Origin of the sequence: Streptomyces sp. NPDC048106 (assembly GCF_040706415.1) — a bacterium.
In the GTDB taxonomy this organism is placed as follows: Bacteria; Actinomycetota; Actinomycetes; order Streptomycetales; family Streptomycetaceae; genus Streptomyces.
Genome location: NZ_JBEZND010000005.1, coordinates 178,516 through 203,145 on the forward strand (window position 1 = coordinate 178,516; position 24,630 = coordinate 203,145).

24 protein-coding genes and 1 pseudogene are annotated in these 24,630 nt (G+C 72.1%); 23 read left to right on the forward strand and 2 right to left on the reverse strand.

Annotation, left to right across the window (positions count from 1 at the left end; all coding sequences use genetic code 11):
* The first annotated feature begins 260 nt into the window (after window positions 1-260).
* The 5 genes from AB0927_RS07030 (at window position 261) to ftsH (ending at window position 8,159) form a co-directional block, all read left to right on the forward strand.
* Entirely contained in the window at window positions 261-1,637 is a 1,377-nt protein-coding gene (locus tag AB0927_RS07030; RefSeq protein ID WP_366666503.1) for an ammonium transporter, read from the forward strand.
* Window positions 1,634-1,972: a P-II family nitrogen regulator gene (locus AB0927_RS07035; protein ID WP_366666504.1), complete on the forward strand. Its 339-nt coding sequence runs from the start codon at window positions 1,634-1,636 to the stop codon at window positions 1,970-1,972. Before AB0927_RS07030 ends, AB0927_RS07035 begins: the two co-directional genes overlap by 4 nt.
* Window positions 1,973-2,012: 40 nt before the next feature.
* A complete protein-coding gene (locus AB0927_RS07040; RefSeq protein WP_366666505.1) occupies window positions 2,013-4,472 on the forward strand; it encodes a [protein-PII] uridylyltransferase in 2,460 nt (819 codons plus the stop codon).
* Between the two features lie 97 nt (window positions 4,473-4,569).
* Window positions 4,570-6,120 (forward strand): signal recognition particle protein, encoded by a 1,551-nt coding sequence (gene ffh / locus AB0927_RS07045; protein ID WP_366666506.1) that lies wholly within the window; start codon window positions 4,570-4,572, stop codon window positions 6,118-6,120.
* A gap of 95 nt (window positions 6,121-6,215) precedes the next feature.
* On the forward strand, window positions 6,216-8,159 hold the full coding sequence (gene ftsH / locus AB0927_RS07050) for an ATP-dependent zinc metalloprotease FtsH (protein WP_366666507.1): 1,944 nt from the start codon (window positions 6,216-6,218) through the stop codon (window positions 8,157-8,159).
* Window positions 8,160-8,173: 14 nt separating this feature from the next.
* Here the strand turns inward: ftsH and AB0927_RS07055 are convergent, their stop codons facing one another.
* A complete protein-coding gene (locus AB0927_RS07055) occupies window positions 8,174-9,016 on the reverse strand; it encodes an SAM-dependent methyltransferase (RefSeq protein ID WP_366666508.1) in 843 nt (280 codons plus the stop codon).
* Between the two features lie 526 nt (window positions 9,017-9,542).
* Here AB0927_RS07055 and AB0927_RS07060 point away from each other — a divergent pair.
* The 17 genes from AB0927_RS07060 to AB0927_RS07140 all read left to right on the forward strand — a co-directional run bounded on the left by AB0927_RS07060 (window position 9,543) and on the right by AB0927_RS07140 (window position 22,708).
* Entirely contained in the window at window positions 9,543-10,142 is a 600-nt protein-coding gene (locus tag AB0927_RS07060) for a hypothetical protein (RefSeq protein WP_366666509.1), read from the forward strand.
* Window positions 10,143-10,425: 283 nt separating this feature from the next.
* Window positions 10,426-10,845: a 30S ribosomal protein S16 gene (rpsP, locus tag AB0927_RS07065; protein ID WP_366666510.1), complete on the forward strand. Its 420-nt coding sequence runs from the start codon at window positions 10,426-10,428 to the stop codon at window positions 10,843-10,845.
* A 5-nt stretch (window positions 10,846-10,850) separates the two neighbouring features.
* Entirely contained in the window at window positions 10,851-11,090 is a 240-nt protein-coding gene (locus AB0927_RS07070; RefSeq protein ID WP_029385578.1) for an RNA-binding protein, read from the forward strand.
* A gap of 144 nt (window positions 11,091-11,234) precedes the next feature.
* The gene (gene rimM / locus AB0927_RS07075) at window positions 11,235-11,786 is read left to right on the forward strand and encodes a ribosome maturation factor RimM (protein WP_366666511.1); all 552 of its coding nucleotides are present in this window, start codon (window positions 11,235-11,237) and stop codon (window positions 11,784-11,786) included.
* Window positions 11,786-12,619, forward strand: a complete 834-nt coding sequence (gene trmD / locus AB0927_RS07080) for a tRNA (guanosine(37)-N1)-methyltransferase TrmD (RefSeq protein ID WP_366666512.1) — start codon at window positions 11,786-11,788, stop codon at window positions 12,617-12,619. The genes rimM and trmD overlap by 1 nt, the downstream gene beginning before the upstream one ends.
* A gap of 135 nt (window positions 12,620-12,754) precedes the next feature.
* A complete protein-coding gene (rplS, locus tag AB0927_RS07085) occupies window positions 12,755-13,105 on the forward strand; it encodes a 50S ribosomal protein L19 (RefSeq protein ID WP_285560267.1) in 351 nt (116 codons plus the stop codon).
* Window positions 13,106-13,150: 45 nt separating this feature from the next.
* Window positions 13,151-13,849, forward strand: coding sequence for a signal peptidase I (gene lepB, locus AB0927_RS07090; RefSeq protein WP_366666513.1), 699 nt, complete (start codon window positions 13,151-13,153; stop codon window positions 13,847-13,849).
* Complete coding sequence (gene lepB, locus AB0927_RS07095; protein WP_366666514.1) at window positions 13,842-14,933, forward strand: signal peptidase I; 1,092 nt, start codon at window positions 13,842-13,844, stop codon at window positions 14,931-14,933. Before lepB (AB0927_RS07090) ends, lepB (AB0927_RS07095) begins: the two co-directional genes overlap by 8 nt.
* Window positions 14,821-15,822 carry a signal peptidase I gene (lepB, locus tag AB0927_RS07100; protein ID WP_366666516.1) on the forward strand — a complete coding sequence of 334 codons (1,002 nt, stop codon included), beginning with the start codon at window positions 14,821-14,823 and terminating at the stop codon, window positions 15,820-15,822. Before lepB (AB0927_RS07095) ends, lepB (AB0927_RS07100) begins: the two co-directional genes overlap by 113 nt.
* A gap of 114 nt (window positions 15,823-15,936) precedes the next feature.
* On the forward strand, window positions 15,937-16,722 hold the full coding sequence (gene lepB / locus AB0927_RS07105; protein ID WP_366666517.1) for a signal peptidase I: 786 nt from the start codon (window positions 15,937-15,939) through the stop codon (window positions 16,720-16,722).
* Window positions 16,723-16,744: 22 nt separating this feature from the next.
* Window positions 16,745-17,236: an NUDIX hydrolase gene (locus AB0927_RS07110; protein WP_366666622.1), complete on the forward strand. Its 492-nt coding sequence runs from the start codon at window positions 16,745-16,747 to the stop codon at window positions 17,234-17,236.
* Window positions 17,237-17,292: 56 nt separating this feature from the next.
* Window positions 17,293-17,601 (forward strand): DUF2469 domain-containing protein, encoded by a 309-nt coding sequence (locus AB0927_RS07115; RefSeq protein WP_003965949.1) that lies wholly within the window; start codon window positions 17,293-17,295, stop codon window positions 17,599-17,601.
* Window positions 17,602-17,743: 142 nt separating this feature from the next.
* Window positions 17,744-18,106, forward strand: a complete 363-nt coding sequence (locus AB0927_RS07120; protein WP_366666518.1) for a YraN family protein — start codon at window positions 17,744-17,746, stop codon at window positions 18,104-18,106.
* Entirely contained in the window at window positions 18,107-19,732 is a 1,626-nt protein-coding gene (locus tag AB0927_RS07125; RefSeq protein ID WP_366666519.1) for a YifB family Mg chelatase-like AAA ATPase, read from the forward strand.
* Window positions 19,733-19,743: 11 nt separating this feature from the next.
* Window positions 19,744-20,919, forward strand: a complete 1,176-nt coding sequence (gene dprA, locus AB0927_RS07130; RefSeq protein WP_366666520.1) for a DNA-processing protein DprA — start codon at window positions 19,744-19,746, stop codon at window positions 20,917-20,919.
* Window positions 20,920-21,245: 326 nt separating this feature from the next.
* The gene (gene whiG, locus AB0927_RS07135; RefSeq protein ID WP_366666521.1) at window positions 21,246-22,088 is read left to right on the forward strand and encodes an RNA polymerase sigma factor WhiG; all 843 of its coding nucleotides are present in this window, start codon (window positions 21,246-21,248) and stop codon (window positions 22,086-22,088) included.
* Between the two features lie 65 nt (window positions 22,089-22,153).
* The gene (locus AB0927_RS07140) at window positions 22,154-22,708 is read left to right on the forward strand and encodes a helix-turn-helix domain-containing protein (RefSeq protein WP_366666623.1); all 555 of its coding nucleotides are present in this window, start codon (window positions 22,154-22,156) and stop codon (window positions 22,706-22,708) included.
* A 20-nt stretch (window positions 22,709-22,728) separates the two neighbouring features.
* On the opposite strand, the pseudogene AB0927_RS07145 reads toward AB0927_RS07140, so the two are convergent.
* Window positions 22,729-23,211, reverse strand: a pseudogene (locus tag AB0927_RS07145) (M23 family metallopeptidase); the annotation flags it as partial.
* Window positions 23,212-23,558: 347 nt separating this feature from the next.
* On the opposite strand from AB0927_RS07145, the gene rpsB reads away from it, so the two are divergent.
* The gene (gene rpsB, locus AB0927_RS07150) at window positions 23,559-24,479 is read left to right on the forward strand and encodes a 30S ribosomal protein S2 (protein ID WP_366666522.1); all 921 of its coding nucleotides are present in this window, start codon (window positions 23,559-23,561) and stop codon (window positions 24,477-24,479) included.
* Window positions 24,480-24,630: the final 151 nt, after the last annotated feature.

Below are 24,630 nucleotides of genomic sequence, written 5' to 3' on the forward strand. Positions count from 1 at the left end.
CCCCCAGAACCCCGGCCGCGGCCGGACCTCCCGAACCGCCCGACTCGGCTCCCCCAACGCCAGGTCATCGAGAGGCCCGCGCCGCGGCCGGTTCATGGACGCGTAACACACGGGACGTCTTCGTCACCCCGGTGAAACAACGAGTGGCTTCCGTGGAAACGGTGCTGCGTCAGTCTCTGGCGCATACCCGGCCCACCCCATTCCACCGGACCCCTGAGGCACCGCCCGCACGGGCCGTACCGATCGACGAGGAGACGCCGATGGCCCCAGCCATCATGCTTGCGGCGGACGCACCCAGGCTGTCGTCCGCCAACACCGGATTCATGCTCATCGCTTCCGCCCTGGTGCTGCTCATGACCCCGGGCCTGGCCTTCTTCTACGGAGGCATGGTCCGCGTCAAGAGCGCCCTGAACATGCTGATGATGAGCTTCGTCAGCATGGGCATCGTCACCATCCTGTGGGTGCTCTACGGCTTCTCGGTGAGCTTCGGCACGGACCACGGCTCGCTGATCGGCTGGACCTCCGACTACGTCGGCTGGACCGGCATCGGCAAGACCGACCTGTGGCCCGGCTACACCATCCCGGTCTTCGTCTTCGCCGTCTTCCAGATGATGTTCGCGATCATCACACCGGCCCTGATCAGCGGCGCCCTCGCCGACCGGGTGAAGTTCAGCGCCTGGAGCCTCTTCGTCGTGCTGTGGGTCACGATCGTCTACTTCCCGGTCGCCCACTGGGTCTGGGGCACCGGCGGCTGGGCCTACGACCTGGGCGTGATCGACTTCGCGGGTGGTACGGCGGTGCACATCAACGCCGGTGCCGCCGCCCTCGGCGTCATCCTCGTCATCGGCAAGCGCGTCGGATTCAAGAAGGACCCGATGCGCCCGCACAGCCTGCCCCTGGTCATGCTCGGCGCCGGCCTGCTGTGGTTCGGCTGGTTCGGCTTCAACGCCGGCTCCTGGCTCGGCAACGACGACGGCGTCGGCCCCCTGATGTTCGTCAACACCCAGATCGCCACCGCCGCCGCCATGCTCGCCTGGCTCGGCTACGAGAAGATCCGCCACGGCGCCTGCACCAGCCTCGGCGCCGCCTCCGGCGCGGTCGCGGGCCTCGTCGCCATCACCCCCTCCGGCGGCGCGGTCACCCCGCTCGGCGCGATCGCCGTCGGCGTCATCGCCGGTGTCGCCTGCGCCGCGGCCGTCGGACTGAAGTTCCGCTTCGGCTACGACGACTCCCTCGACGTCGTCGGCGTCCACATGGTCGGCGGCATCATCGGCTCCCTGCTGATCGGCTTCTTCGCCAGCGGCAAGGGCCAGTCCACCGCCACCGGCGTCTTCTACGGGGACCACTCCTTCACCCAGCTGTGGAAGCAGTGCGCCGGCGTCGGCGGTGTCCTCGCCTACTCCCTGATCGTCTCCGCCGTCCTCGCCTTCCTCCTCGACAAGACAATCGGGATGCGGGTCACCGAGGACGAGGAGGTCGCGGGCATCGACCGCGCCCAGCACGCCGAGACCGCCTACGACTTCAGCGGCGCCGGTGGCGGTGTCCTCGGGTCCGCCGCCTTCGCCGCGGGCAGCGGCACACCGGAGAATCGGGGCGACAGCAAGAGCGGGAAGCAGACCAGGAAGGTGGACGCATGAGGCTCATCACGGCCGTCGTCAAGCCGTACCGGCTCGACGAGATCAAGGAGGCCCTCCAGTCCTTCGGCGTCCACGGACTGACGGTCACCGAGGCCAGCGGTTACGGTCGGCAGCGGGGCCACACCGAGGTCTACCGCGGCGCGGAGTACACCGTCGACCTGGTGCCCAAGATCCGCATCGAGGTCCTGACCGAGGACGACGACGCCGAGGAACTGATCGAGGTCATCGTCAAGGCGGCCCGCACCGGCAAGATCGGCGACGGCAAGGTCTGGTCGGTCCCGGTCGAGACGGCCGTACGGGTCCGCACCGGCGAGCGCGGCCCGGACGCGCTCTGACATCAGCCCTGGAACACCGGATCGGAACGGGAGTCGCTGGGTGACGGGAACGGATGTACGGACCATGGCCGAAGGCCCGGAACCCGGCGGCTACGCGGCGGCCCGGCTGCGCCTCCTCACCGAGGAGGGGCGGACCGGGCCGCCGCGCCGCGCCGCCCTCGCCGAACTGACCGACGGCTGGCTCGCCGGACTCTTCACCGCCGCGGTCGGCCGGCCGCGGGGCATCTCCCTCGTCGCCGTCGGCGGCTACGGCCGCGGCGAGCTGTCCCCGCGCAGCGACCTCGACCTTCTGCTGCTGCACGACGGCTCCGACCCCGCCGCGGTCACCGCCCTCGCCGACCGCCTCTGGTACCCCGTCTGGGACCTCGGCCTCGCCCTCGACCACTCCGTGCGCACCCTCGCCGAGGCCCGCAGGACGGCCGGCGAGGACCTCAAGGTCCAGCTCGGCCTGCTGGACGCCCGCCACCTCGCCGGCGACCCCGGTCTGACCGCCGCACTGCGCACCGCCGTCCTCACCGACTGGCGCAACCAGGCCCCCCGGCGCCTGCCCGAACTGAGGGAACTGTGCGACGAACGCGCCGAGCGGCAGGGCGAGCTGCGCTTCCTCCTGGAGCCCGACCTCAAGGAGGCCCGCGGCGGTCTGCGGGACGCCACCGCGCTCCGTGCCGTGGCCGCCTCCTGGCTTGCCGACGCCCCCCGGGAGGGCCTGGCCGACGCCCGCCGGCGCCTCCTCGACGTCCGCGACGCGCTCCATCTGAGCACCGGCCGCGCCACCGACCGGCTCGCCCTCCAGGAACAGGACCAGGTCGCGGGGGAGCTGGGGCTCCTCGACGCCGACACCCTGCTCCGGCAGGTCTACGAGGCGGCGCGCGTCATCTCGTACGCCGGTGACGCCACCTGGCGCGAAGTGGGGCGCGTGCTGCGCTCGCGCGCCGTCCGTCCGCGCCTGCGCGCCATACTGGGCGGCGGAAAACCGGCCGCCGAGCGGTCCCCGCTGGCCGAGGGCGTGGTCGAACAGGACGGCGAGGTGGTGCTCGCCCGCGCCGCACGCCCCGAACGCGACCCCGTGCTCCCGCTGCGCGCCGCGGCCGCCGCCGCCCAGGCCGGCCTCCCGCTCTCCCCCTACGCCGTACGACGCATGGCCGCGGCCGCCCGCCCGCTGCCCACGCCCTGGCCCGCCGAGGCCCGCGAGCAACTGGTGACCCTGCTGGGCTCCGGCCGCCCCACCGTCGAGGTCTGGGAAGCCCTGGAGGCCGAGGGGCTGATCAGCCGCCTGCTCCCGGACTGGGAACGGGTCCGCTGCCGCCCCCAGCGCAACGCCGTCCACGTGTGGACCGTCGACCGCCATCTGATCGAGACCGCCGTCCGCGCCTCCGCCCTCACCCGCCACGTCCACCGCCCCGACCTGCTGCTCGTCGCCGCCCTGCTGCACGACCTCGGCAAGGGCTGGCCGGGCGACCACTCGACGGCCGGCGAGATCATCGCCAAGGACGTGGCCACGCGCATCGGCTTCGACCCCGAGGACGCCGCCGTCCTGTCCACGCTGGTCCGCCACCACCTGCTCCTGATCGACACGGCCACCCGCCGTGACCTGGACGATCCCGCCACCGTCCGCTCGGTCGCCGAGGCCGTCGGCAGCCAGGGCACCCTGGAACTCCTGCACGCCCTCACCGAGGCCGACGCCCGCGCCACCGGGCCCGCCGCCTGGTCCTCCTGGCGCGGCTCCCTCGTCGCCGACCTGGTCCGCCGCGTCGCCGCCCTCCTGGCCGGCGACGCGCCGGACGAACCCGCCCCCACCGCGCCCACCGCCGAACAGGAACGCCTGGCCATCGAGGCCTTCCGCACCGGCGGGCCGGCCCTCGTCCTGCGCGCCCGCAGCGAGCCGGTCCCCGCCGAGGAGCCGCCCGGCGCGCCCGAACCCCTCGGTGTCGAGCTGCTCATCGCGGTGCCCGACCAGGGCGCCGTGCTGCCCGCGGTCGCCGGCGTCCTCGCCGTGCACCGGCTCACCGTCCGCACCGCCGGACTGCGCACCCTGCGGCTGCCGGAGGACGTGCACGACGGCGACGGCTCGGTGCTGCTGCTCGACTGGCGGGTCGCCGCCGAGTACGGCTCCCTGCCCGAGGCCGCCCGGCTGCGCGCCGACCTCGTCCGCGCCCTGGACGGCTCCCTCGACATCGCCGGCCGCCTCGCCGAGCGGGACGCCGCCTATCCGCGGCGCCGCGGCCTGCTCGCCCCGCCGCCCCGGGTGACCGTGGCCCCCGCCGCCTCCCACCACGCCACCGTGATCGAGGTCCGCGCCCAGGACGCCCCCGGCCTGCTGCACCGCATCGGCATGGCCCTGGAGAAGGCGGGCGTGCGGGTGCGGAGCATGCACGTCTCGACCCCGGGCGCCAACGCGGTCGACGCCTTCTACGTCACCACCGGAGCGGGAGAGCCACTGCCGCCGCAGGACGCGGGGTCGGTGGCGAGGGCGCTGGAGGAGGCGCTGCGGGCGCCGTGAGGCCTGCCGAATGCGACGGGCGGGGACTGATGCCCTGCCGGGCCGGATACCCTGGAGGGCAGCCCAGACCCCTCCGACCCCGAGGACCGACGCCACCGTGTTCGATACCCTCTCCGACCGCCTCAGCGCGACTTTCAAAAACCTCCGCGGCAAGGGCAGGTTGTCCGAGGCGGACATCGACGCCACGGCGCGCGAGATCCGCATCGCGCTCCTCGAAGCGGACGTGGCCCTTCCTGTCGTCCGTACGTTCATCAAGAACGTCAAGGAGCGTGCCCTCGGCGCCGAGGTCTCCAAGGCGCTGAACCCGGCCCAGCAGGTTCTGAAAGTCGTCAACGACGAGCTCGTCACCATCCTCGGTGGCGAGACCCGGCGGCTCCGCTTCGCCAAGAACCCGCCCACCGTGATCATGCTCGCGGGTCTCCAGGGTGCCGGTAAGACCACCCTCGCGGGCAAGCTCGGCCGCTGGCTCAAGGAACAGGGCCACTCCCCGCTGCTGGTCGCCTGTGACCTCCAGCGCCCCAACGCGGTCAACCAGCTCAGCGTCGTCGCCGAGCGCGCGGGCGTCGCCGTGTACGCGCCCGAGCCGGGCAACGGCGTCGGCGACCCGGTCAAGGTCGCCAAGGACTCCATCGAGTTCGCGAAGGCCAAGGTCCACGACATCGTGATCGTGGACACCGCCGGCCGCCTCGGCATCGACCAGGAGATGATGCAGCAGGCCGCGGACATCCGCGACGCCGTCTCCCCGGACGAGATCCTGTTCGTCGTCGACGCGATGATCGGCCAGGACGCCGTCAACACCGCCGAGGCCTTCCGCGACGGCGTCGGCTTCGACGGCGTCGTCCTCTCCAAGCTCGACGGTGACGCCCGCGGTGGTGCCGCGCTGTCCATCCGGCAGATCACCGGCAAGCCGATCATGTTCGCGTCGAACGGCGAGAAGCTGGACGACTTCGACGCGTTCCACCCCGACCGGATGGCCTCCCGCATCCTCGACATGGGTGACCTGCTCACCCTGATCGAGCAGGCGGAGAAGACCTTCAGCCAGGAAGAGGCCGCCAAGATGGCCTCGAAGCTGGCGTCCAAGAAGGGCCAGGACTTCACCCTGGACGACTTCCTGTCCCAGATGGAACAGGTCAGGAAGATGGGCTCGATCTCCAAGCTGCTCGGCATGCTCCCGGGCATGGGCCAGATCAAGGACCAGATCCAGAACATCGACGAGCGCGACGTCGACCGCACCGCCGCGATCATCAAGTCGATGACGCCGGGCGAGCGCCAGGACCCCACGATCATCAACGGCTCGCGCCGCGCCCGTATCGCCAAGGGTTCCGGCGTCGAGGTCAGCGCCGTGAAGGGGCTGGTCGAGCGGTTCTTCGAGGCCCGCAAGATGATGTCCCGCATGGCCCAGGGCGGCGGCATGCCGGGCATGCCGGGGATCCCGGGCATGGGCGGCGGCCCCGGCCGGCAGAAGAAGCAGCAGAAGAAGGCCAAGGGCAAGCAGCGCTCCGGCAACCCGATGAAGCGCAAGCAGCAGGAGCTGGAGGAGGCCCAGCGCCGCGAGGCCGCGGCCCAGGGCGGCAACGCGTTCGGGCTGCCCCAGCAGGCCGGCGAGGAGTTCGAGCTGCCGGACGAGTTCAAGAAGTTCATGGGCTGACGGCCGTACGGCCCCGGCCCCGAAGGGCGCCTCCTCTGCCGAGGGGGCGCCCTTCACCATGTGCCGTGCGCCGATATCTGCCGTAACGTCCCTGTATGAGCAATGCGGCGCCCCCGCGCAAGGACCCGGAGCAGCCGTGGCGTGCCGAGGGCACCCCCGACGGGCCCCGGCGGTCCGGTGGCGGAGGGCTCCGCGGCGGGAAGTGGTGGGGGCTGCTCGTCACCGCCGTGATCGTGTTCCTGCTGGCCTACGTCGGCCTGAACTACCTCGGCCAGGGCAACCAGCCGACGATCTCCTACACCGAGTTCAGCCGGCAGGTCTCCGGGGGCAACGTCGCCACGATCTACTCCAAGGGCGACGCGATCCAGGGGAAGCTGAAGAGCGCGCGGAACAACCCCGAGGGCGGCGGGCGGTACACCCGGTTCAAGACGCAGCGCCCGGCCTTCGCGGACGACCGGCTGTGGCAGAACCTGAGCAGTCACGGCGTCACGGTGACCGCCCGGCCCGTGGTGCAGGAACGCAGTTTCCTGTCCAATCTGCTCCTCTCCCTGATCCCGATCCTCGTCCTGGTCCTGGTGTGGGTCTTCTTCGCCCGCCGGCTCGGCGGCGCGCTGCCCGGCGCGGGCGGTCTGTTCGGCCGCCGGGCGCCGCCCAAGCCGGTGGGGCCCGAGCCGGAGACCAGGCGCACGACGTTCGCGGACGTGGCCGGGATCGACGAGGTCAAGGGCGAGCTGGACGACGTGGTCGACTTCCTGGAGCACCCCGACGCCTACCGCCGGATGGGCGCGAAGCTGCCCCGGGGCGTGCTGCTCGCGGGGCCGCCGGGCACCGGTAAGACGCTGCTCGCGCGGGCGGTGGCGGGCGAGGCCGGGGTGCCGTTCTTCTCGGCCTCGGCGTCGGAGTTCATCGAGATGATCGTCGGAGTCGGCGCGTCCCGGGTGCGCGAGCTGTTCGCCGAGGCCCGCAAGGTGGCGCCGTCGATCATCTTCATCGACGAGATCGACACCATCGGCCGGGCGCGCAGTGGCAGTTCGGCCATGAGCGGTCACGACGAGCGCGAGCAGACGCTCAACCAGATCCTCACCGAGATGGATGGCTTCTCGGGCTCGGAGGGCGTGATCGTGATCGCGGCGACCAACCGCGCCGACATCCTGGACCCGGCGCTGACCCGCCCCGGCCGCTTCGACCGGGTGGTCACCGTGGCCCCGCCGGACCGCGCGGGCCGTGAGGCGATCCTGCGGATCCACACCAGGGACGTGCCGCTGGAGCCGGACGTGGACCTGGCCCGGCTGGCGCGCGCGACGCCCGGCATGACGGGCGCGGACCTGGCCAACCTCGCCAACGAGGCCGCGCTGCTCGCGGTCAAGCGCAAGCAGCGGCGGGTCACCGGCGCGAATCTCTCCGAGGCGCTGGAGAAGGTCCAGCTGGGTGCCGAGCGGACCCTGGTGATGCCGGAGGAGGACCGGCGGCGTACGGCGTATCACGAGAGCGGCCACGCGCTGCTCGGCATGCTCCAGCCCGGCGCGGATCCGGTTCGCAAGATCACCATCGTGCCGCGCGGGCGGGCGCTCGGGGTGACGATGTCCACGCCCGAGGTGGAGCGGTACGCCCACTCGGAGGAGTACCTGCGCGGTCGGATCATCGGTGCGCTGGGCGGCATGGCCGCGGAGGAGGTCGTCTACGGCGTGGTCACCACGGGTGCGGAGAGCGACCTCGAACAGGTGACGAACATCGCGCGCGGGATGGTGGCCCGCTGGGGCATGAGCGAGCGGGTCGGCCGGCTGTCCGCCCTGCCGAGCGACGCCCAGCAGGCGTACGGGCTCGCCGCCGCGCCGGGGACGCTCGATGTGATCGACACCGAGATGCGGCGGATCGTGGACGAGTGCTACGACGAGGCGCGGCGCAAGCTCCGGGACCACCGCGGGCAGTTGGACGCGCTGGCGCAGGCGCTGCTGGAGCAAGAGACGCTGGAGGAGGCGGACGCGTACCGGATCGCCGGGATCACGCGGCTGGGGAAGGACCCCGAGGAGCCGAGGTGAGCGCCGGCGCCGGGTCAGGGGACGCGGGCGATCAGGTACCGGAAGACGTTGGGCATCCAGACGGTGCCGTCCGGGCGGCGGTAGGGGTGCAGTGCCTCCGTCAGTTCCTTGTCGACCTGCCTGGCGTCGGTCGCCTCGATCGCCGCGTCGAAGAGCCCCGTGGCCAGCAGTCCGCGGACCGCGCTGTCCGGGTCGGCGTATCCGAACGGGCAGGAGACCCGTCCCGAGTCGTCCGGTCGCAGCCCCGCCCGCCGGGCGGCCTCCTCCAGATCGTCCCGCCGGGCCGGGCGCCAACCGCCCGTACGGCGCAAAGGATCAGCCAGTTTCGTGACGACCCGCAGCACGGTGGAGGTGGCGCAACGTTCCTGCGGACCCCAGCCGGCGAGCACCACGGCGGCGCCGGGGACGGCGTGGGGGAGCGCCTCCGCGAGCAGGGTGCCCAGCTCCTGGGGAGTGCCCCCGCGGCGGACCGGTTCGAGGGCGGTGATCAGGGTGAACGGGGCCGCCTCGCCCATCGGGTCGGCGAGGGAGGCCCGGACGGGGCCCGGGCCGCCGTCCGCGCCGGCCGGGAGCAGCCGTTCGCGGGCGAGGGCCAGGAGGCCGGGGTCGGTGCCGGGGTCGACGCCGGTGACGGCGGCGCCGCGGGCGGCCGCGAGGAGCAGGGCGAGGCCGGAGCCGCAGCACAGGCCGAGGAGGCGGGTTCCCGGGCCCACGCCGAGCCGTTCGTACACGGCCTCGTGGAGCGGGACGAGCATGCGTTCCTGGATCTCGGCCCAGTCCCGCGCGCGGGCCGGGGAGTTCTCGTGAGCCGTGGAATCCGGCTGCGGCGGGTGCCGCCGTACGAGCGAAGCTGTCATGGATAAGCGCCCCCATCCGCCGACGGTTCGCCGCTGTGCCCGGCCGTGTGCGGCCTGCGTGCGCGTCCTCGCGCACGTGCCACGTATGCCAGGTAACTCCCGCCTCGCGGCGCCGTCCAGGGGTCGAGGAGGCCCGCTTGGGCGCGGTGTGCCGGTGTGGCGAGAATTCACGTCCCGGACATCAACCCGCCCTTAGCGTGTCCACGCCGGAGGACGGGCCGGTGCCGAGGGGTGCGGTCGCGCACGGTAACGTCGCGACCGTCACGGGCGCTGACCCGAGTGAGGCCTGCTGCCGAGAGCGGCCGAATCACCCCTTGCGGATCCGCGGGCCGTCGTCGTGACAGGGCGTACTGGGCGGATCGTAGTGCCGCCTACGCACCGGCTTGGTACGAGCTGTAGGCCTTCCTCCGCAGATCAGCGCACGCGCCCTCGTCGCGACGCATCAGTGCCAACTGACGGGTACGTGCAAATTATTTGGGATGCCCCGGAATAGGAACACAGCGTGCCCTCCGCTCGTTGTCATTACGTGAGCACGACACAGACACCACCTGTTCTCGCCGCAGAGCTGGCACAGGCGTGGGCCGATATTCAGCGGTACCACCCCGATCTGCCGGATCTTGCCGCGCCAGAGTCCCTGATCGGAGAGTCGTCGTCCGCGTGCGGACACGAACTCTCCTTCGAACGACTGCTCCATGAGGCAGTCCACGGCATCGCCGCCGCGCGCGGGGTCCGCGACACCTCCCGCGCCGGCCGCTACCACAACCGACGGTTCCTCTCGATCGCCGAGGAGCTGGGCCTGGACCACTCCGAGGAGCCGCATCCCAGCAGCGGCTTCTCGCTGGTCACGCTCAACCCCGAGGCGAAGCGGCGCTACCGGCCGACCATCGAGCGCCTCCAGCGCGCCCTCAAGGCGCACTCGGCGGCCACGACGGAGGACAACACCTCCCGCACCTTCCGGGGCCCGGCCGCCCGGCACGGCTCCTCCGGCGGGGGTGTCCGCGTCAAGGCCGTGTGCGACTGCGGTCGCAACGTACGCGTGGTCCCCTCCGTCCTCGCCCAGGCCCCCATCGTCTGCGGCGGCTGCGGCAAACCCTTCCGCATCCCGGAAATGTCAGGCGCCGCCTGACCGCTCGCCCCGGCATCTCGTGGGTGCCGGACCCCCACACCACGACCACACCGCGCCCGTCGGCACCCCAGGCCGGCGGGCGCGGGGCCGTGACCCCCGCGGGCCCGCCCCGGCCCCGGCCGAGAGCGGTCCGCGGGGTATGGCAGAATGGATGGCTGTACTCGACAGCCGCATAGGACCCCTCTCTCCTCCGGCTGACGCGTCCGTCGGGCACTCGGGTACCGCAACCCCACGCGGCAGCTCGCCGTGCCCTACCACGTCAAAACCAGGAGAACCCACTCCCGTGGCAGTCAAGATCAAGCTGAAGCGTCTGGGCAAGATCCGTTCGCCTCACTACCGCATCGTCGTCGCCGACTCCCGTACCCGCCGTGACGGCCGGGCCATCGAGGAGATCGGCAAGTACCAGCCGACCTACAACCCGTCGGTCATCGAGGTGGACGCCGATCGCGTGGCGTACTGGCTCGGTGTCGGCGCCCAGCCGACCGAGCCGGTCCTCGCCATCCTGAAGAAGACCGGCGACTGGCAGAAGTTCAAGGGCGAGCCGGCTCCCGCGCCGCTGCTCGTCGCCGAGCCGAAGCCGGCCCGTCCGTCGTTCGAGGCCCTCGGTGGCGCCGACGACGCCAAGGGTGAGGCCATCACCCAGAAGAAGAAGGCTGAGAAGAAGGACGAGGCCGCGGCTGAGTCCGAGTCGACCGAGGCCTGAGCAGCATGCTCGAAGAGGCGCTTGAGCACCTCGTGAAGGGCATCGTCGACAACCCTGACGATGTGCAGGTCGCCTCGCGCAACCTGCGCCGCGGGCGCGTGCTGGAGGTCCGGGTGCACCCCGACGACCTCGGCAAGGTGATCGGCCGTAACGGTCGTACCGCGCGCGCTCTGCGTACCGTCGTGGGCGCCATCGGCGGTCGCGGTGTCCGCGTCGACCTGGTCGACGTGGACAACGTCCGCTGACGCTTCAAAGCAACCGGCTCGGGCCGGGGAGGGCCACTTGGCCGTCCCCGGCCCGTAGTCGTATCGGCAGGAACACGTGAGCACGACACGTGAGCGCGGCACGCGAGCAGGACACGCGCAGGAGATGACAGGAGAATTGGACAGGTGCAGCTGGTAGTCGCACGGGTCGGCCGTGCCCATGGCATCAAGGGCGAGGTCACCGTCGAGGTACGTACCGACGAGCCGGAGCTGAGGCTCGCGCCCGGCGCCGTACTCGCCACGGATCCCGCCGCCGCGGGGCCGCTGACCATCGAGACGGGCCGCGTCCACAGCGGTCGTCTGCTCCTGCGCTTCGCGGGCGTCACCGACCGGACCGGTGCCGAGGCCCTGCGCAACACCCTGCTGATCGCCGAGGTGGACCCGGAGGAGATGCCGGAGGGCGAGGACGAGTACTACGACCATCAGCTCATCGACCTGGACGTGGTCACCGAGGACGGCGTGGAGGTCGGCCGGATCACCGAGATCTCGCACCTGCCCTCGCAGGACCTGTTCATCGTGGAGCGCCCGGACGGCACCGAGGTCATGATCCCCTTCGTGGAGGAGATCGTCGCCGACATCGACCTCGAAGAGCAGAAGGCCGTGATCACGCCCCCGCCCGGCCTGATCGACGACCGCGCCGAGATCGCCTCGAACCGCGAACCGGGGGAAGAGGCGTAATGCGCCTGGACGTCGTCACCATCTTCCCCGAGTACCTGGACCCCCTGAACGTCTCGCTGGTCGGCAAGGCCCGCCACCGCGGACAGCTCGCCGTCCACGTCCACGACCTGCGTGAATGGACGTACGACCGGCACAACACGGTCGACGACACGCCGTACGGCGGCGGCCCCGGCATGGTCATGAAGACCGAGCCCTGGGGCGACGCCCTGGACAGCGTCCTCGCCGACGGCTACGAGAGCGGCGCCCACGCCCCCGCGCTGCTCGTCCCCACCCCGAGCGGCCGCCCCTTCACCCAGGAACTCGCCGTGGAGCTTTCCGAGCGGCCCTGGCTGATCTTCACACCGGCCCGCTACGAGGGAATCGACCGGCGTGTCTTCGACGAGTACGCCACCCGGATGCCCGTCTACGAGGTCTCCATCGGCGACTACGTGCTCGCCGGCGGCGAGGCCGCCGTCCTCGTCATCACCGAGGCCGTCGCCCGGCTGCTGCCCGGCGTCCTCGGCAACGCCGAGTCCCACCGCGACGACTCCTTCGCGCCCGGCGCCATGGCGAACCTCCTGGAAGGCCCCGTCTACACCAAGCCGCCCGCCTGGCGCGGCCGGGACATCCCGGACGTGCTGCTCAGCGGCCACCACGGCAGGATCGCCCGCTGGCGCCGCGACGAGGCCCTGCGCCGCACCACCCTCAACCGGCCCGATCTGATCGAGCACTGCGACCCCGGCGCCTTCGACAAGAAGGACCGCGAGATGCTGTCCATCCTGGGCTGGGAACCTGACCCGGACGGTCACGCGTACGGCCGATTTTGGCGCCGGGCCACGGGCATGGAACAATAGACCGCTGCTGTGCGCCCGTCCGGTGTGCGCCCCTGCCACAGGGGGAGACGACGCCCGTCCCGACTCGCACGGCGGCTTCCTGTACATCTTCACTCCCGTTGATGACCTGTGGCATCAGCGAAGAAAGCAGACCTCATGTCTCACCTGCTCGACACCGTCGACGCCGCGTCGCTGCGCAGCGACCTCCCGGCCTTCCGCCCGGGTGACACCGTCAACGTCCACGTCCGCGTCATCGAGGGCAACCGCTCCCGTGTGCAGCAGTTCAAGGGCGTTGTCATCCGTCGCCAGGGCTCCGGCGTCCGCGAGACCTTCACGGTCCGCAAGGTCTCGTTCTCCGTCGGCGTCGAGCGCACCTTCCCGGTGCACACCCCGATCGTCGAGAAGATCGAGCTGGTCACTCGTGGTGACGTGCGCCGCGCCAAGCTGTACTACCTCCGTGAGCTGCGCGGCAAGGCCGCGAAGATCAAGGAGAAGCGCGAGAGCTGAGCGCCTCCCCGGCGTCACAGCGGGGCCGGATAACATCTCGCCCCGATGGACACCGAAGCACAGCCGACGGAACGCGACCGCACCTCCCGCCCGGATTCCCCGGGCCCGGAGGAGCGGTCGCGTTTCGCGTTGCCGGCGCGGATCGCCGAGTGGCTGCCGGGCGGCAGCGTCACCCTCACCCTCTTCGTCTGCCTGGTCTTCCTGCTCCTGCTGAGCACCTTCGTGGCGCAGCCCTTCCAGATCCCGAGCGGATCCATGGAGCAGGGCCTGCGGATCGGCGACCGTGTCCTGGTGAACAAGCTGGCCTACCGTTTCGGCGCCCGGCCCGCCCGCGGGGACGTGGTTGTGTTCGACGGAACCGGGTATTTCGGGGACGGCGACTACATCAAGCGCGTCGTCGGGGTGGGCGGGGACCACGTGGTCTGCTGCGACAAGCGGGGGAGGACCGAGGTGAACGGCCGCACGGTCGACGAGTCGGCGTTCCTCTACCCCGGTGACAGCCCCTCCAGCGTGCCCTTCGACGTCGTGGTGCCGCCGGGCACCCTCTTCCTCCTCGGCGACCACCGCAGCGACTCCAGCGACTCCCGCGACCACCTCGGCTCGCCGGGCGGCGGCATGATCCCGGTCGGCGACGTCATCGGGCGGGCCGACTGGATCGTCTGGCCGTACTCCCACTGGACCCACCTGACCCGGCCGCCCGCCTACGCGCGCGTGCCCGTCGCGACGGGTGGCGCCCATGGGTAGCCGCGGCAAGCCGCGCGCGGGCTCCGGCCCCGCCGCCCCCCAGCCGGCCACCGCCCCGGCCCGGCGCAGCTCCGCGCCCGGCGGCGGCCGCACCCGCGCGGAACGGCGGAAGCTCCAGCGCAAGGTCAAGCGCAAGCGCAGACATTCCGCCGTTCGGGAGATCCCTCTGCTGGTGGGGGTCGCGGTGCTGATCGCGCTGGTCCTGAAGACCTTCCTCGTCCAGGCGTTCGTGATCCCGTCCGGCTCCATGGAGCAGACGATCCGCATCGGCGACCGCGTCCTGGTCGACAAGCTGACCCCGTGGTTCGGCGCCGAGCCGCAGCGCGGCGACGTCGTCGTCTTCCACGACCCCGGCGGCTGGCTGGCGGGCGAACAGGCGGCGCAGAAGCCCGACCCGGTCGTCGTCAAACAGCTCAAGGAAGGCCTGACCTTCATCGGGCTGCTGCCGTCCGACAACGAGAAGGACCTGATCAAACGGGTCATCGGCGTCGGCGGCGACCACGTCAAGTGCTGCGACGCGCAGGGCCGCATCACCGTCAACGGCGTGCCGCTGTCCGAGAAGGACTACCTCTATCCGGGCAACTCGCCCTCCGAGATGCGCTTCGACGTCATCGTCCCCAAGGGCCGGCTGTGGGTGATGGGCGACCACCGGGCCGACTCCGCGGACTCCCGCTACCACCGGGACTCCCGGTACGGCGGCACGGTCTCGGTGCATTCGGTGGTGGGCCGGGCCATGTGGATCGGCTGGCCGTTCGGCCACTGGAGGCGGCTGGAGGAACCTAAAACCTTTGCAAGCGTTGCTCGCGCCGGGTGGCGGACGGCCGCGGCCGAGCCCCTGTCGCATAGTGTTGACCATGAGAATCCGAACGGAATGACCCGGCTCCCGACCCCTGCGGAACTCCCGCTCGTTATGGGAGTGGTGGGCCTGCGCCGTCTGTGGCGCGGGCGGCGGCACGGAGTGAGGAGTTGGCGTGGGGGATGTGGCGGTTGGCGCACGGTCGGGACACGACGGCGAGGAGCACCGCGGGAACCCCGCGGAGGCGGACGAATCAGGCTCGGACGGCGCCATGACCACCGGCAATGACACGACGGGCGGCGACGGCGCCCCGCGCGACGGACAGGGCTCCGGGAGCGCGGGCGACAGCACGCCGCCGCCCAGGGCACCGCGCTCCTTCTGGAAGGAGCTGCCGATCCTGGTCGTCATCGCGCTGGTCCTGGCGCTGCTGATCAAGACCTTCCTGGTCCAGGCGTTCTCGATCCCCTCGGCCTCGATGGAGAACACCCTCCAGATCGGCGACCGCGTCCTGGTCGACAAGCTCACCCCGTGGTTCGGTTCCGAGCCCGAGCGTGGCGAGGTCGTCGTCTTCCACGACCCGGACGACTGGCTGGCGGGCGAGCCCGCGCCGAACCCGAACGCGGTGCAGAGGGTCCTCAGCTGGGTCGGGCTGATGCCCTCCGCCAATGAGAAGGACCTGATCAAGCGAGTGATCGGCGTCGGCGGTGACACGATCGAGTGCAAGGGCTCGGGCCCGCTGCTGGTCAACGGCAAGGCGCTGAACGAGCCGTACGTCTACCCCGGCAACACGCCGTGCAGCGTGGACGACCAGGGCGGCCAGTTCAAGGTGAAGGTGCCCAAGGGCTTCATCTGGGTGATGGGCGACCACCGGCAGAACTCCCGGGACTCGCGCTACAACCAGACCGACAAGAACCACGGCTTCGTCCCCGTCGGCAAGGTCGTCGGCCGTGCCATCGTCAAGGCCTGGCCCATCAGCCACTGGGGCACCCTGCCCGTCCCGGACACCTTCGACCAGCCCGGCCTCGGCGACCAGCAGGCATCCTCCGCCGCCTCCCTGACGGTCGCCCCCGAGGGTCTCGCCGTCGCGGCCGTCGCGCCGGTCGTGGTGTGGCGGCGCAGGCGCGCGGACCGGCTGCGCTCCGACGCCCGCCCCACGTCCACCGCCGGACAGCGCTGAGCCCTCTTCCGCCGCCGCTTTCCCGGGCCGTGTGTGAAGCTCCGGGAAAGCTGTGCCCCAGGTCGTGAAAGAGGGGCTGACCTCGCTCGGTACCGACAGGTAGGGTGCGGGTCCATGGGTGGTGAGAGTACGACGCGTACGGCCCCGCGCAGCGGCGGCACCGGGACGGCGGCGGCCGGCGGCAGCCGGCTCGGGCAGCGGCTGTCCGGAGTGGCCGTGGCCCTGGGTCTGGTGCTGTTCCTCGGCGGCTTCGCCTGGGCGGCCGTGATCTACCGGCCCTACACCGTGCCCACCAGCTCCATGACCCCCACCATCGACGCCGGAAACCGTGTGGTCGCCCAGCGCGTGGACGGCGGCGAGGTGCGCCGCGGCGACGTGGTCGTCTTCCGCGACAACACCTGGGTCACCGGCTCGAACGTGGTCAAGCGCGTGGTCGCGGTCGGCGGCGACACCGTCTCCTGCTGCACGGACGGCAAACTGACCGTCAACGGCAAGCAGATCGAGGAGCCGTACCTGCCCAAGGGCAGCCTGGCCGAGAACCAGAACTTCGCGACCGTGACCGTCCCCAAGGGCCGGCTCTTCCTGCTCGGCGACGAACGCCAGGGCTCCCTGGACTCCACCGCCCACCTCACGGACGCCGCCAAGGGCACCGTCGCCCGCACCGCCGTGATCGCCCGGGTGGACGCCGTCGTCTTCCCCTGGAAGGGCACGCTGAAGCGCCCCACCGGATTCGAGGCGCTGGGCACCCTCTCGCAGCCGGGACCGCTGTCCACCATCGAGTTGCTGATCGTCGTCGGCGCCGTCCTGGTCCTCGGCGGCGGCGCCTACGGCCCGATCGCCAAGCGCGCGGGCCGCTCCCGGGCCCGTGCCGCCCGCTCGGAGGCGGCCGGTGTCCGCTGAACCCGCACCCTCGCACGAACAGATGTACGAGGGTGGGCTGCGCAAGGTGGCCCGGGTGGTCCTCCTGGACCCGCACGACCGCATCCTCCTGCTGCACGGCCACGAGCCCGACGACCCCGCCGACGACTGGTGGTTCACCCCCGGCGGCGGAGTGGAGGGCGCCGAGACCCGCGCAGAGGCCGCGCTGCGGGAACTCGCCGAGGAGACCGGCATCACCGAGGTCGACCTCGGCCCGGTGCTGTGGCGGCGCCGCTGCTCCTTCCCGTTCGCGGGGCGCCGCTGGGACCAGGACGAGTGGTACTACCTGGCCCGTACGACCCAGACCGCGACCGCGGCGACGGGCCTGACGGAGCTGGAGCGGCGCAGTGTCGCCGGAGCGCGCTGGTGGACGTGCCGGGAACTGGCCCGGGCACATGAGACGGTGTATCCGACCAAGCTCGCCGGGCTGCTGCGCACGCTGCTCGACGAGGGTCCCCCGGCCGGCCCCGTGACCCTCGACACGGAAATCGTCTGAGGGCCAGGAGAACTGGCGCACAATGGGGGGATCGCACGGCTGAAGGGGAACATGCCATGAGCGCCGAGGACCTCGAGAAGTACGAGACCGAGATGGAGCTGAAGCTCTACCGGGAGTACCGAGATGTCGTCGGTCTGTTCAAATACGTGATCGAGACGGAACGGCGCTTCTACCTCACCAACGACTACGAGATGCAGGTGCACTCGGTCCAGGGCGAGGTGTTCTTCGAGGTGTCGATGGCCGACGCCTGGGTCTGGGACATGTACCGGCCGGCTCGGTTCGTGAAGCAGGTCCGGGTGCTCACGTTCAAGGACGTGAACATCGAGGAGCTGAACAAGAGCGATCTGGAGCTGCCGGGCGGCTGATGCCCCGCACGCCTTCGCCGCTTCACGTTTCCGCTGCTTCACGCTTTCGGGTGCGGAGGTTTTCCACAACCGCCCGGTAGCCCACCAAGATCCACTTGTTGGGGCGGGTCGCGCGACGGTTGGTGCCGGAGGTGGTGCCGACATGAACGCACGAGAAGCGATCGGCAGGTACGGAGAGGATCTGGCCGCCCGGCGGCTGGCCGAGGCCGGGATGACCATCCTGGCGCGCAACTGGCGCGCCGGGCGCGGCGGCGAGATCGACATCGTGGCCAGGGACGGCGAGATGCTGGTCGTCTGCGAGGTCAAGACCCGCGCGGGCGGCCGCTACGAACACCCCATGGCCGCGGTGACCCCCGAGAAGGCCGCCAGGCTGCGAGACCTCGCCGAACACTGGATCCACGCCCACGGCGGCGCCCCACCGGGAGGCGTCCGCATCGACCTGATCGGCGTGCTCGTCCCCGGCCGCGGCGCACCCCAGGTCGAGCACGCCCGGGGGGTGGTCTGAATGGCGTTCGCCCGTACCTGCTCCGTCGCCCTCGTCGGCGTCGAGGGCGTGGTCGTGGAGGTCCAGGCCGACCTCGAACCCGGCGTCGCCGCCTTCACCCTGGTCGGTCTCCCGGACAAGAGCCTGACGGAGAGCCGGGACCGGGTGCGTGCGGCGGTGGTGAACTCGGGCGCCGAGTGGCCGCAAAAGAAGCTCACGGTCGGCCTCAGCCCCGCCTCGGTGCCGAAGGCCGGCTCAGGGTTCGACCTCGCCGTGGCCTGCGCGGTGCTCGGCGCCGCGGAACGGATCGACCCCCGGGTCCTCGCCGACATCGTCATGATCGGCGAGCTGGGCCTGGACGGCCGGGTGCGCCCGGTGCGGGGCATCCTGCCCGCCGTACTGGCCGCCGCCGACGCGGGATACGAGCAGGTGGTGGTGCCCGAGTGCGCCGCCGCGGAGGCCGCACTGGTCCCCGGGGTGTCGGTGCTCGGCGTCCGCAGCCTGCGCCAGCTCATCGCCGTGCTGGCCGAGGAACCCGTGCCCGAGGAGGTGCCGGACGAGCAGGGCCGCCCGGACCCGCTCCTGGCCGGCCTGCGGGTGCCGGGCACCGGCGCCGCCACCGGCATGCACAGCCTCGGCGCCGCCCAGCACGAATCGGATCACGACCTGGCCGACGTCGTCGGCCAGACCTCGGCCCGTACGGCGGTGGAGGTGGCCGCCGCCGGCGGACACCACCTCTTCCTCGAAGGGCCGCCGGGCGCGGGCAAGACGATGCTGGCCGAGCGGCTGCCCGCCGTCCTGCCGACGCTCACCAGGGAGGAGTCCCTGGAGGTCACGGCGGTGCATTCGGTGGCCGGGCTGCTGCCGCCGGGCAAGCCGCTCATCGACGTCGCGCCGTACTGCGCCCCGCACCATTCGGCGACGATGCAGTCACTCGTGGGCGGCGGCCCGGGCATCGCCCGCCCGGGGGCGGTGCCCCTCGCCCATCGCGGTGTGCTGTTCCTGGACGAGGCACCCGAGTTCCACAGCCAGACCCTGGACGCCCTGCGGCAGCCGCTGGAATCGGGACACGTCGTGATCGCCCGCAGCGCCGGAGTGGTGCGCTTTCCGGCGCGCTTCCTGATGGTGCTGGCGGCCAACCCGTGCCCGTGCGGCCGCTTCTCGCAGCGGGACGCCCTGTGCGACTGTCCGCCGTCGGCGATCCGCCGCTACCAGGCCCGGCTCTCCGGTCCGCTCCTGGACCGGGTGGACCTCCGCGTCGAGGTCGATCCGGTCACCCGGGCCCAGCTCACCGCACCGGGCGCCCGCGGAGAGTCCACGGCGACCGTCGCCGCCCGGGTCCGGCAGGCCAGGGAGCGGGCGGCCGCCCGCCTCGCCGGAACCCCCTGGCGCACCAACAGCGAGGTACCCGGCAGGGAGCTGCGCAGCCGCTTCCACGCCGTCACCGGCGCGATGGACGAGGCGGAACGCAACCTGGAGCGGGGCGTGCTCACCGCCCGCGGCATCGACCGGGTGCTGCGCGTCGCCTGGACGGTCGCCGACCTCGTCGGGCGCGACCGCCCGGACGTCACCGACGTCGCCCTCGCCCTGCACCTGCGCACCGGCGTCCCGCGCGGGGTCCCGATGGCCATCGGCGCGCTGACGTGAACAGCGCCGGCATGGGCGAAGCAGGCCAGAGCCCGCCCCGCGAGCCGGACGAGGAGGTGCTCGGACGGGTCTTCCTGGGGCGGGTCATCGAGCCGGGGGACGAGGTCGGCGGGAGGTGGGTGAGGGAGTTCGGCGTCGGAGAGGTGGTGCGGCGGGTCAAGGGCGGTGGCCCGGCGTTGCCGGGGGTCGGCCAGGTGCGGTGGGCCGGACTCGTGGCGCGTGCCGCGCGGGCCGACCCGGAGCGGGACCTCGCGCTGGCGCGGGCGGCGGGCGCGCGGTTCGTGGCGCCGGGGGACCCCGAGTGGCCGGGGCAGCTGGACGACCTCGCGGACGCCCGGCCCCTCGGGCTCTGGGTCCGCGGTCGGCCCAGCCTGCGCATGTGGGCGCTGAGATCCGTCGCCGTGGTCGGCGCCCGCGCCTGCACCGCGTACGGCACCCACGCCGCCGCCACCCTCGCCGCCGGACTCACCGAGCGCGGCTGGGTCATCGTCTCCGGCGGCGCCTACGGCATCGACGCCGCCGCCCACCGCGGCGCCCTCGCCGCCGGCGGAGCCACCGTCGTCGTCCTGGCCGGCGGGGTCGACCGGCCCTACCCCCGCGGCCACACCAACCTGATCGAGCGGATCGCGCACCAGGGACTGGTGATCGGCGAGCTGCCCCCGGGCGACCACCCGACCCCGAGCCGCTTCATCCTCCGCAACCGCGTCATCGCCGCCCTGACCAGAGGCACCGTCGTCGTGGAGGCCGCCTGCCGCAGCGGTTCGCTGGCCACCGCGCGGGCCGCCCAGCGCCTGGGGAGGCACACCATGGGCGTGCCGGGCCCGGTCACCAGCGCGCTCTCCGCCGGGGTGCACGAACTGCTGCGCGGCGAGGCCACCCTCGTCACCGACGCCGCCGAGGTGGCCGAGCTCGTCGGCGACATGGGCGACCTGGCCCCGCCGCGCACCGGCCCGGTGCTGCCCCGTGACCTGCTGACACCGGCCGCCCGGAGCGTCCTGGACGCGCTGCCCGGCGACCGCGCGGCCCCCGCCGGGGAGATCGCGCCGGCCGCCCGCACCACCCCGGACGAGGCGATCGCGAGACTGTACGAACTCCGAGCACTTGGATACGTCGAACGACATGGCGTTGGCTGGAAGTTGACACGCCAGGCGGTGATCTCGGCCCGGACGGGTCGCCCCCCACGCTGACCGAGCGTGTTCGGCCGTCCGGGGGAACGCCCGACGCCCTTGGGGTTTCCCGGAGTTGGCACCCATCGGCCATCACACAGAGCGACCTGCGGAAGGCGCTGGCGAGGCGGCCCCCAGGACCTCGCGCGGGGGTGGTGCCTCGTCGTTCGCACACCGCGACTCCCCAGTCACGCTACGCTCACGAAGACGTCTCCACAGACCACGCCAACTCGACATCAGACAGACACCTCACCCAGGCGGCCCCTTCGACCCACGACCCCCGCGCACCCCCACTCACGGTCACGGCACTTGACGGCACTTCACGGCAGAACGGCACGAGGCGACGAATGCCCCAGCACACCTCCGGGTCCGACCGGGCGGCGATCCCCCCAGCCGCCCGCGACGGTGGCAGCGTGCGGCCGCCCGCTCCCTCGACGCTCGACGAGCTGTGGCGGTCGTACAAGGCGACGGGGGACGAACGGCTGCGGGAGCAGCTGATCCTGCACTACTCGCCGCTCGTGAAATACGTGGCGGGCCGGGTGAGCGTCGGCCTGCCGCCCAACGTCGAGCAGGCCGACTTCGTCTCCTCCGGCGTGTTCGGGCTGATCGACGCGATCGAGAAGTTCGACATCGACCGGGAGATCAAGTTCGAGACGTACGCGATCACCCGGATCCGCGGCGCCATGATCGACGAGCTGCGGGCGCTGGACTGGATCCCGCGTTCGGTGCGGCAGAAGGCACGCAATGTCGAGCGCGCCTACGCCACCCTGGAGGCCCGGCTGCGGCGCACCCCGAGCGAGAGCGAGGTGGCCGGGGAGCTGGGCATGGAGGTGGAGGAACTGCACGCCGTCTTCAGCCAGCTTTCGCTCGCCAACGTGGTCGCCCTGGAGGAACTGCTGCACGTCGGCGGGGAGGGCGGGGACCGGCTCAGCCTCATGGACACGCTGGAGGACACCGCCGCGGACAACCCCGTGGAGGTGGCCGAGGACCGGGAGCTGAGGAGGTTCCTCGCGCGGGCCATCAACACGCTGCCCGAGCGGGAGAAGACGGTCGTCACGCTCTACTACTACGAGGGCCTCACCCTCGCCGAGATCGGCAATGTGCTCGGGGTCACCGAGAGCCGGGTCAGCCAGATCCACACCAAGTCGGTGCTCCAGCTTCGGGCCAAGCTGGCGAGCTTCGGGCGCTGAGCCGGCGCCGGTCCGCGCGGGCGCGTCCTAAAGTGGTCGGCGTGCCAAGGATTCGAGCGGCCTCCGTGGCCGAGCACCGGTCGATGCAGCGAGCCGCCCTGCTGGACGCGGCTCGTTCCCTGTTGTCCGAGGGCGGGACGGAGGCGCTGACCTTCCCCGCGCTGGCCGAGCGGACGGGTCTCGCGCGGTCCTCCGTGTACGAGTACTTCCGGTCACGGGCGGCCGTGGTCGAGGAGCTGTGCGAGGTCGACTTCCCGCTGTGGGCGGCGGAGGTGGCCGCGGCGATGGAGTGCGCTCACTCGCCGGAGGAGAAGGTCGAGGCGTACGTGCGCCGCCAGTTGGCCCTCGTCGGGGACCGGCGGCACCGGGCGGTGGTGGCGATTTCCGCGAGCGAGCTGGACGCCGGGGCGCGGGAGAAGATCAGGGCGGCGCACGGCGAGCTGGTCGCGATGATCGTCGAGGCGCTGGGGGAGCTGGGGCACGAGCAGCCGCGACTGGCGGCGATGCTGCTCCAGGGAGTCGTGGACGCGGCGGTACGGCGGATCGAGACCGGCGCGGAGGACCCGGCGGCGGTGACGGAGGCGGCGGTCGGGATGGGACTGCGAGGCGTGCGGGGCTGAGCGCCGCAGGGCCGGGCGATGACGACGGGCAGCAGCCTCGACGGCCCCCTGCCCAGCAGCCACGGCGGGAGCAGGGACAGGGGATTCAGGTAGGTCCCGCCCCGCAGCAGACCCCAGTGCACGCACGCCGGCGCACCGCAGTGCGAACCCGTCGCCTCCACCACCCCGACCACCTCACCCGCCGCCACCTCGGCCCCCTCCCGCACCGAGGGGCGCACCGGTTCGTACGTCGTACGCAGCCCCGTCCCCCTCAGTTCCACCGCCACCACGCCCCGCCCGGCCACCCGGCCCGCGAAGGACACCCTGCCCGCCGCCACCGCCCGCACCGGGGTCCCGGGCGCGGCCGCCAGGTCCACGCCCCGGTGGCCGGGGCCGTACGGCGTCGCCGGGGGCCGCCAGCCGCGCAGGACCAGGGGCCGTGCGCCCACCGGCCAGCCCCGGGCGACGGCCGGCACCCCGGCCGGGGGCGTGCGGGGCGGTGACGGGGGATCCGCCCAGGCCAGACGCCCGAAGGCGATCAGCGCCACGGCCGTCACCACGACCGCCCACCCCGTCCCGCACCACACACGTCGTCGCATGCCCTCACCGTCCCGCACCGCGGCGCCCGGGCTCCTTCGTCTGTGTGCTACTCCCCGGTTGTGGACAGCCGCGTCACCCGGTGGCCCGGCGGTCCCGTACACTTCTTCTGGCGATCCGGGTCACCGGGTCGACTTCGCACGCCCCGGTACGGCATCCGGAAACGGTTCGTACCAAGCGCCTCTCGGTCCATCGCGGCACGGCGCAGCGGGCGTCAGGCGCGACCGCCGTCCGGCGGACGCGGCACAACCGAGAAACTCGAGGAGATACGGCCATGGCCGTCGTCACGATGCGGGAGCTGCTGGAGAGCGGCGTCCACTTCGGTCACCAGACCCGTCGCTGGAACCCGAAGATGAAGCGCTTCATCTTCACCGAGCGCAACGGCATCTACATCATCGACCTGCTCCAGTCGCTGTCGTACATCGACCGCGCCTACGAGTTCGTCAAGGAGACCGTCGCCCACGGCGGCACGGTCATGTTCGTCGGCACGAAGAAGCAGGCGCAGGAGGCCATCGCCGAGCAGGCGACCCGCGTCGGCATGCCCTTCGTCAACCAGCGCTGGCTGGGCGGCATGCTCACCAACTTCTCGACCGTCTACAAGCGTCTGCAGCGCCTCAAGGAGCTTGAGCAGATCGACTTCGAGGACGTCGCGGCCTCCGGTCTGACCAAGAAGGAGCTGCTGGTCCTCTCCCGCGAGAAGGCCAAGCTGGAGAAGACCCTCGGCGGTATCCGCGAGATGCAGAAGGTGCCCAGCGCCGTCTGGATCGTGGACACCAAGAAGGAGCACATCGCCGTTGGTGAGGCCCGGAAGCTGAACATCCCGGTCGTCGCGATCCTCGACACCAACTGCGACCCCGACGAGGTCGACTACAAGATCCCGGGCAACGACGACGCGATCCGCTCCGTCACCCTGCTCACCCGTGTGATCGCCGACGCCGTCGCCGAGGGCCTCATCTCCCGTTCCGGCGTGGCCGCCGGCAACAAGGGCGAGAAGGCCGCGGGCGAGCCGCTCGCCGAGTGGGAGCGCGACCTGCTCGAGGGTGAGAAGAAGGACGAGGCTCCGGCTGCCGAGGCCCCCGCCGCCGAGGCTCCGGCCGCCGAGGCTCCGGCCGCCGAGGCCCCTGCCGCCGAGGCCCCCGCCGCCGAGGCCGCTCCGGCCGAGGGCGAGCAGGCCGCCGAGGGCGAGCAGGCCTGACCCGCCGCGTCAGCGTTCGACAGCGGGGGCGGTGCCATCCAGTCCGCCCCCGCTGTTCACCCGTAGGTCGGTACGACACACGCGGTCCGCGGCTACATGTGGAACGCGCGCCGTACGGATCTGAAGATCTTCCAGACTTCGAGAAAGACTC

Bases quoted from the DNA above. Each gene is read 5' to 3' on its own strand.
- AB0927_RS07030 (WP_366666503.1), top strand. From the start codon at position 261: ATGGCCCCAGCCATCATGCTTGCGGCGGACGCACCCAGGCTGTCGTCC.
- AB0927_RS07035 (WP_366666504.1), top strand. From the start codon at position 1,634: ATGAGGCTCATCACGGCCGTCGTCAAGCCGTACCGGCTCGACGAGATC.
- ftsH (WP_366666507.1), top strand. From the start codon at position 6,216: ATGAGCAATGCGGCGCCCCCGCGCAAGGACCCGGAGCAGCCGTGGCGT.
- AB0927_RS07055 (WP_366666508.1), bottom strand. From the start codon at position 9,016: ATGACAGCTTCGCTCGTACGGCGGCACCCGCCGCAGCCGGATTCCACG.
- AB0927_RS07070 (WP_029385578.1), top strand. From the start codon at position 10,851: ATGCTCGAAGAGGCGCTTGAGCACCTCGTGAAGGGCATCGTCGACAAC.
- trmD (WP_366666512.1), top strand. From the start codon at position 11,786: ATGCGCCTGGACGTCGTCACCATCTTCCCCGAGTACCTGGACCCCCTG.
- rplS (WP_285560267.1), top strand. From the start codon at position 12,755: ATGTCTCACCTGCTCGACACCGTCGACGCCGCGTCGCTGCGCAGCGAC.
- lepB (WP_366666513.1), top strand. From the start codon at position 13,151: ATGGACACCGAAGCACAGCCGACGGAACGCGACCGCACCTCCCGCCCG.
- lepB (WP_366666514.1), top strand. From the start codon at position 13,842: ATGGGTAGCCGCGGCAAGCCGCGCGCGGGCTCCGGCCCCGCCGCCCCC.
- lepB (WP_366666517.1), top strand. From the start codon at position 15,937: ATGGGTGGTGAGAGTACGACGCGTACGGCCCCGCGCAGCGGCGGCACC.
- AB0927_RS07110 (WP_366666622.1), top strand. From the start codon at position 16,745: ATGTACGAGGGTGGGCTGCGCAAGGTGGCCCGGGTGGTCCTCCTGGAC.
- AB0927_RS07115 (WP_003965949.1), top strand. From the start codon at position 17,293: ATGAGCGCCGAGGACCTCGAGAAGTACGAGACCGAGATGGAGCTGAAG.
- AB0927_RS07120 (WP_366666518.1), top strand. From the start codon at position 17,744: ATGAACGCACGAGAAGCGATCGGCAGGTACGGAGAGGATCTGGCCGCC.
- AB0927_RS07125 (WP_366666519.1), top strand. From the start codon at position 18,107: ATGGCGTTCGCCCGTACCTGCTCCGTCGCCCTCGTCGGCGTCGAGGGC.
- dprA (WP_366666520.1), top strand. From the start codon at position 19,744: ATGGGCGAAGCAGGCCAGAGCCCGCCCCGCGAGCCGGACGAGGAGGTG.
- whiG (WP_366666521.1), top strand. From the start codon at position 21,246: ATGCCCCAGCACACCTCCGGGTCCGACCGGGCGGCGATCCCCCCAGCC.
- rpsB (WP_366666522.1), top strand. From the start codon at position 23,559: ATGGCCGTCGTCACGATGCGGGAGCTGCTGGAGAGCGGCGTCCACTTC.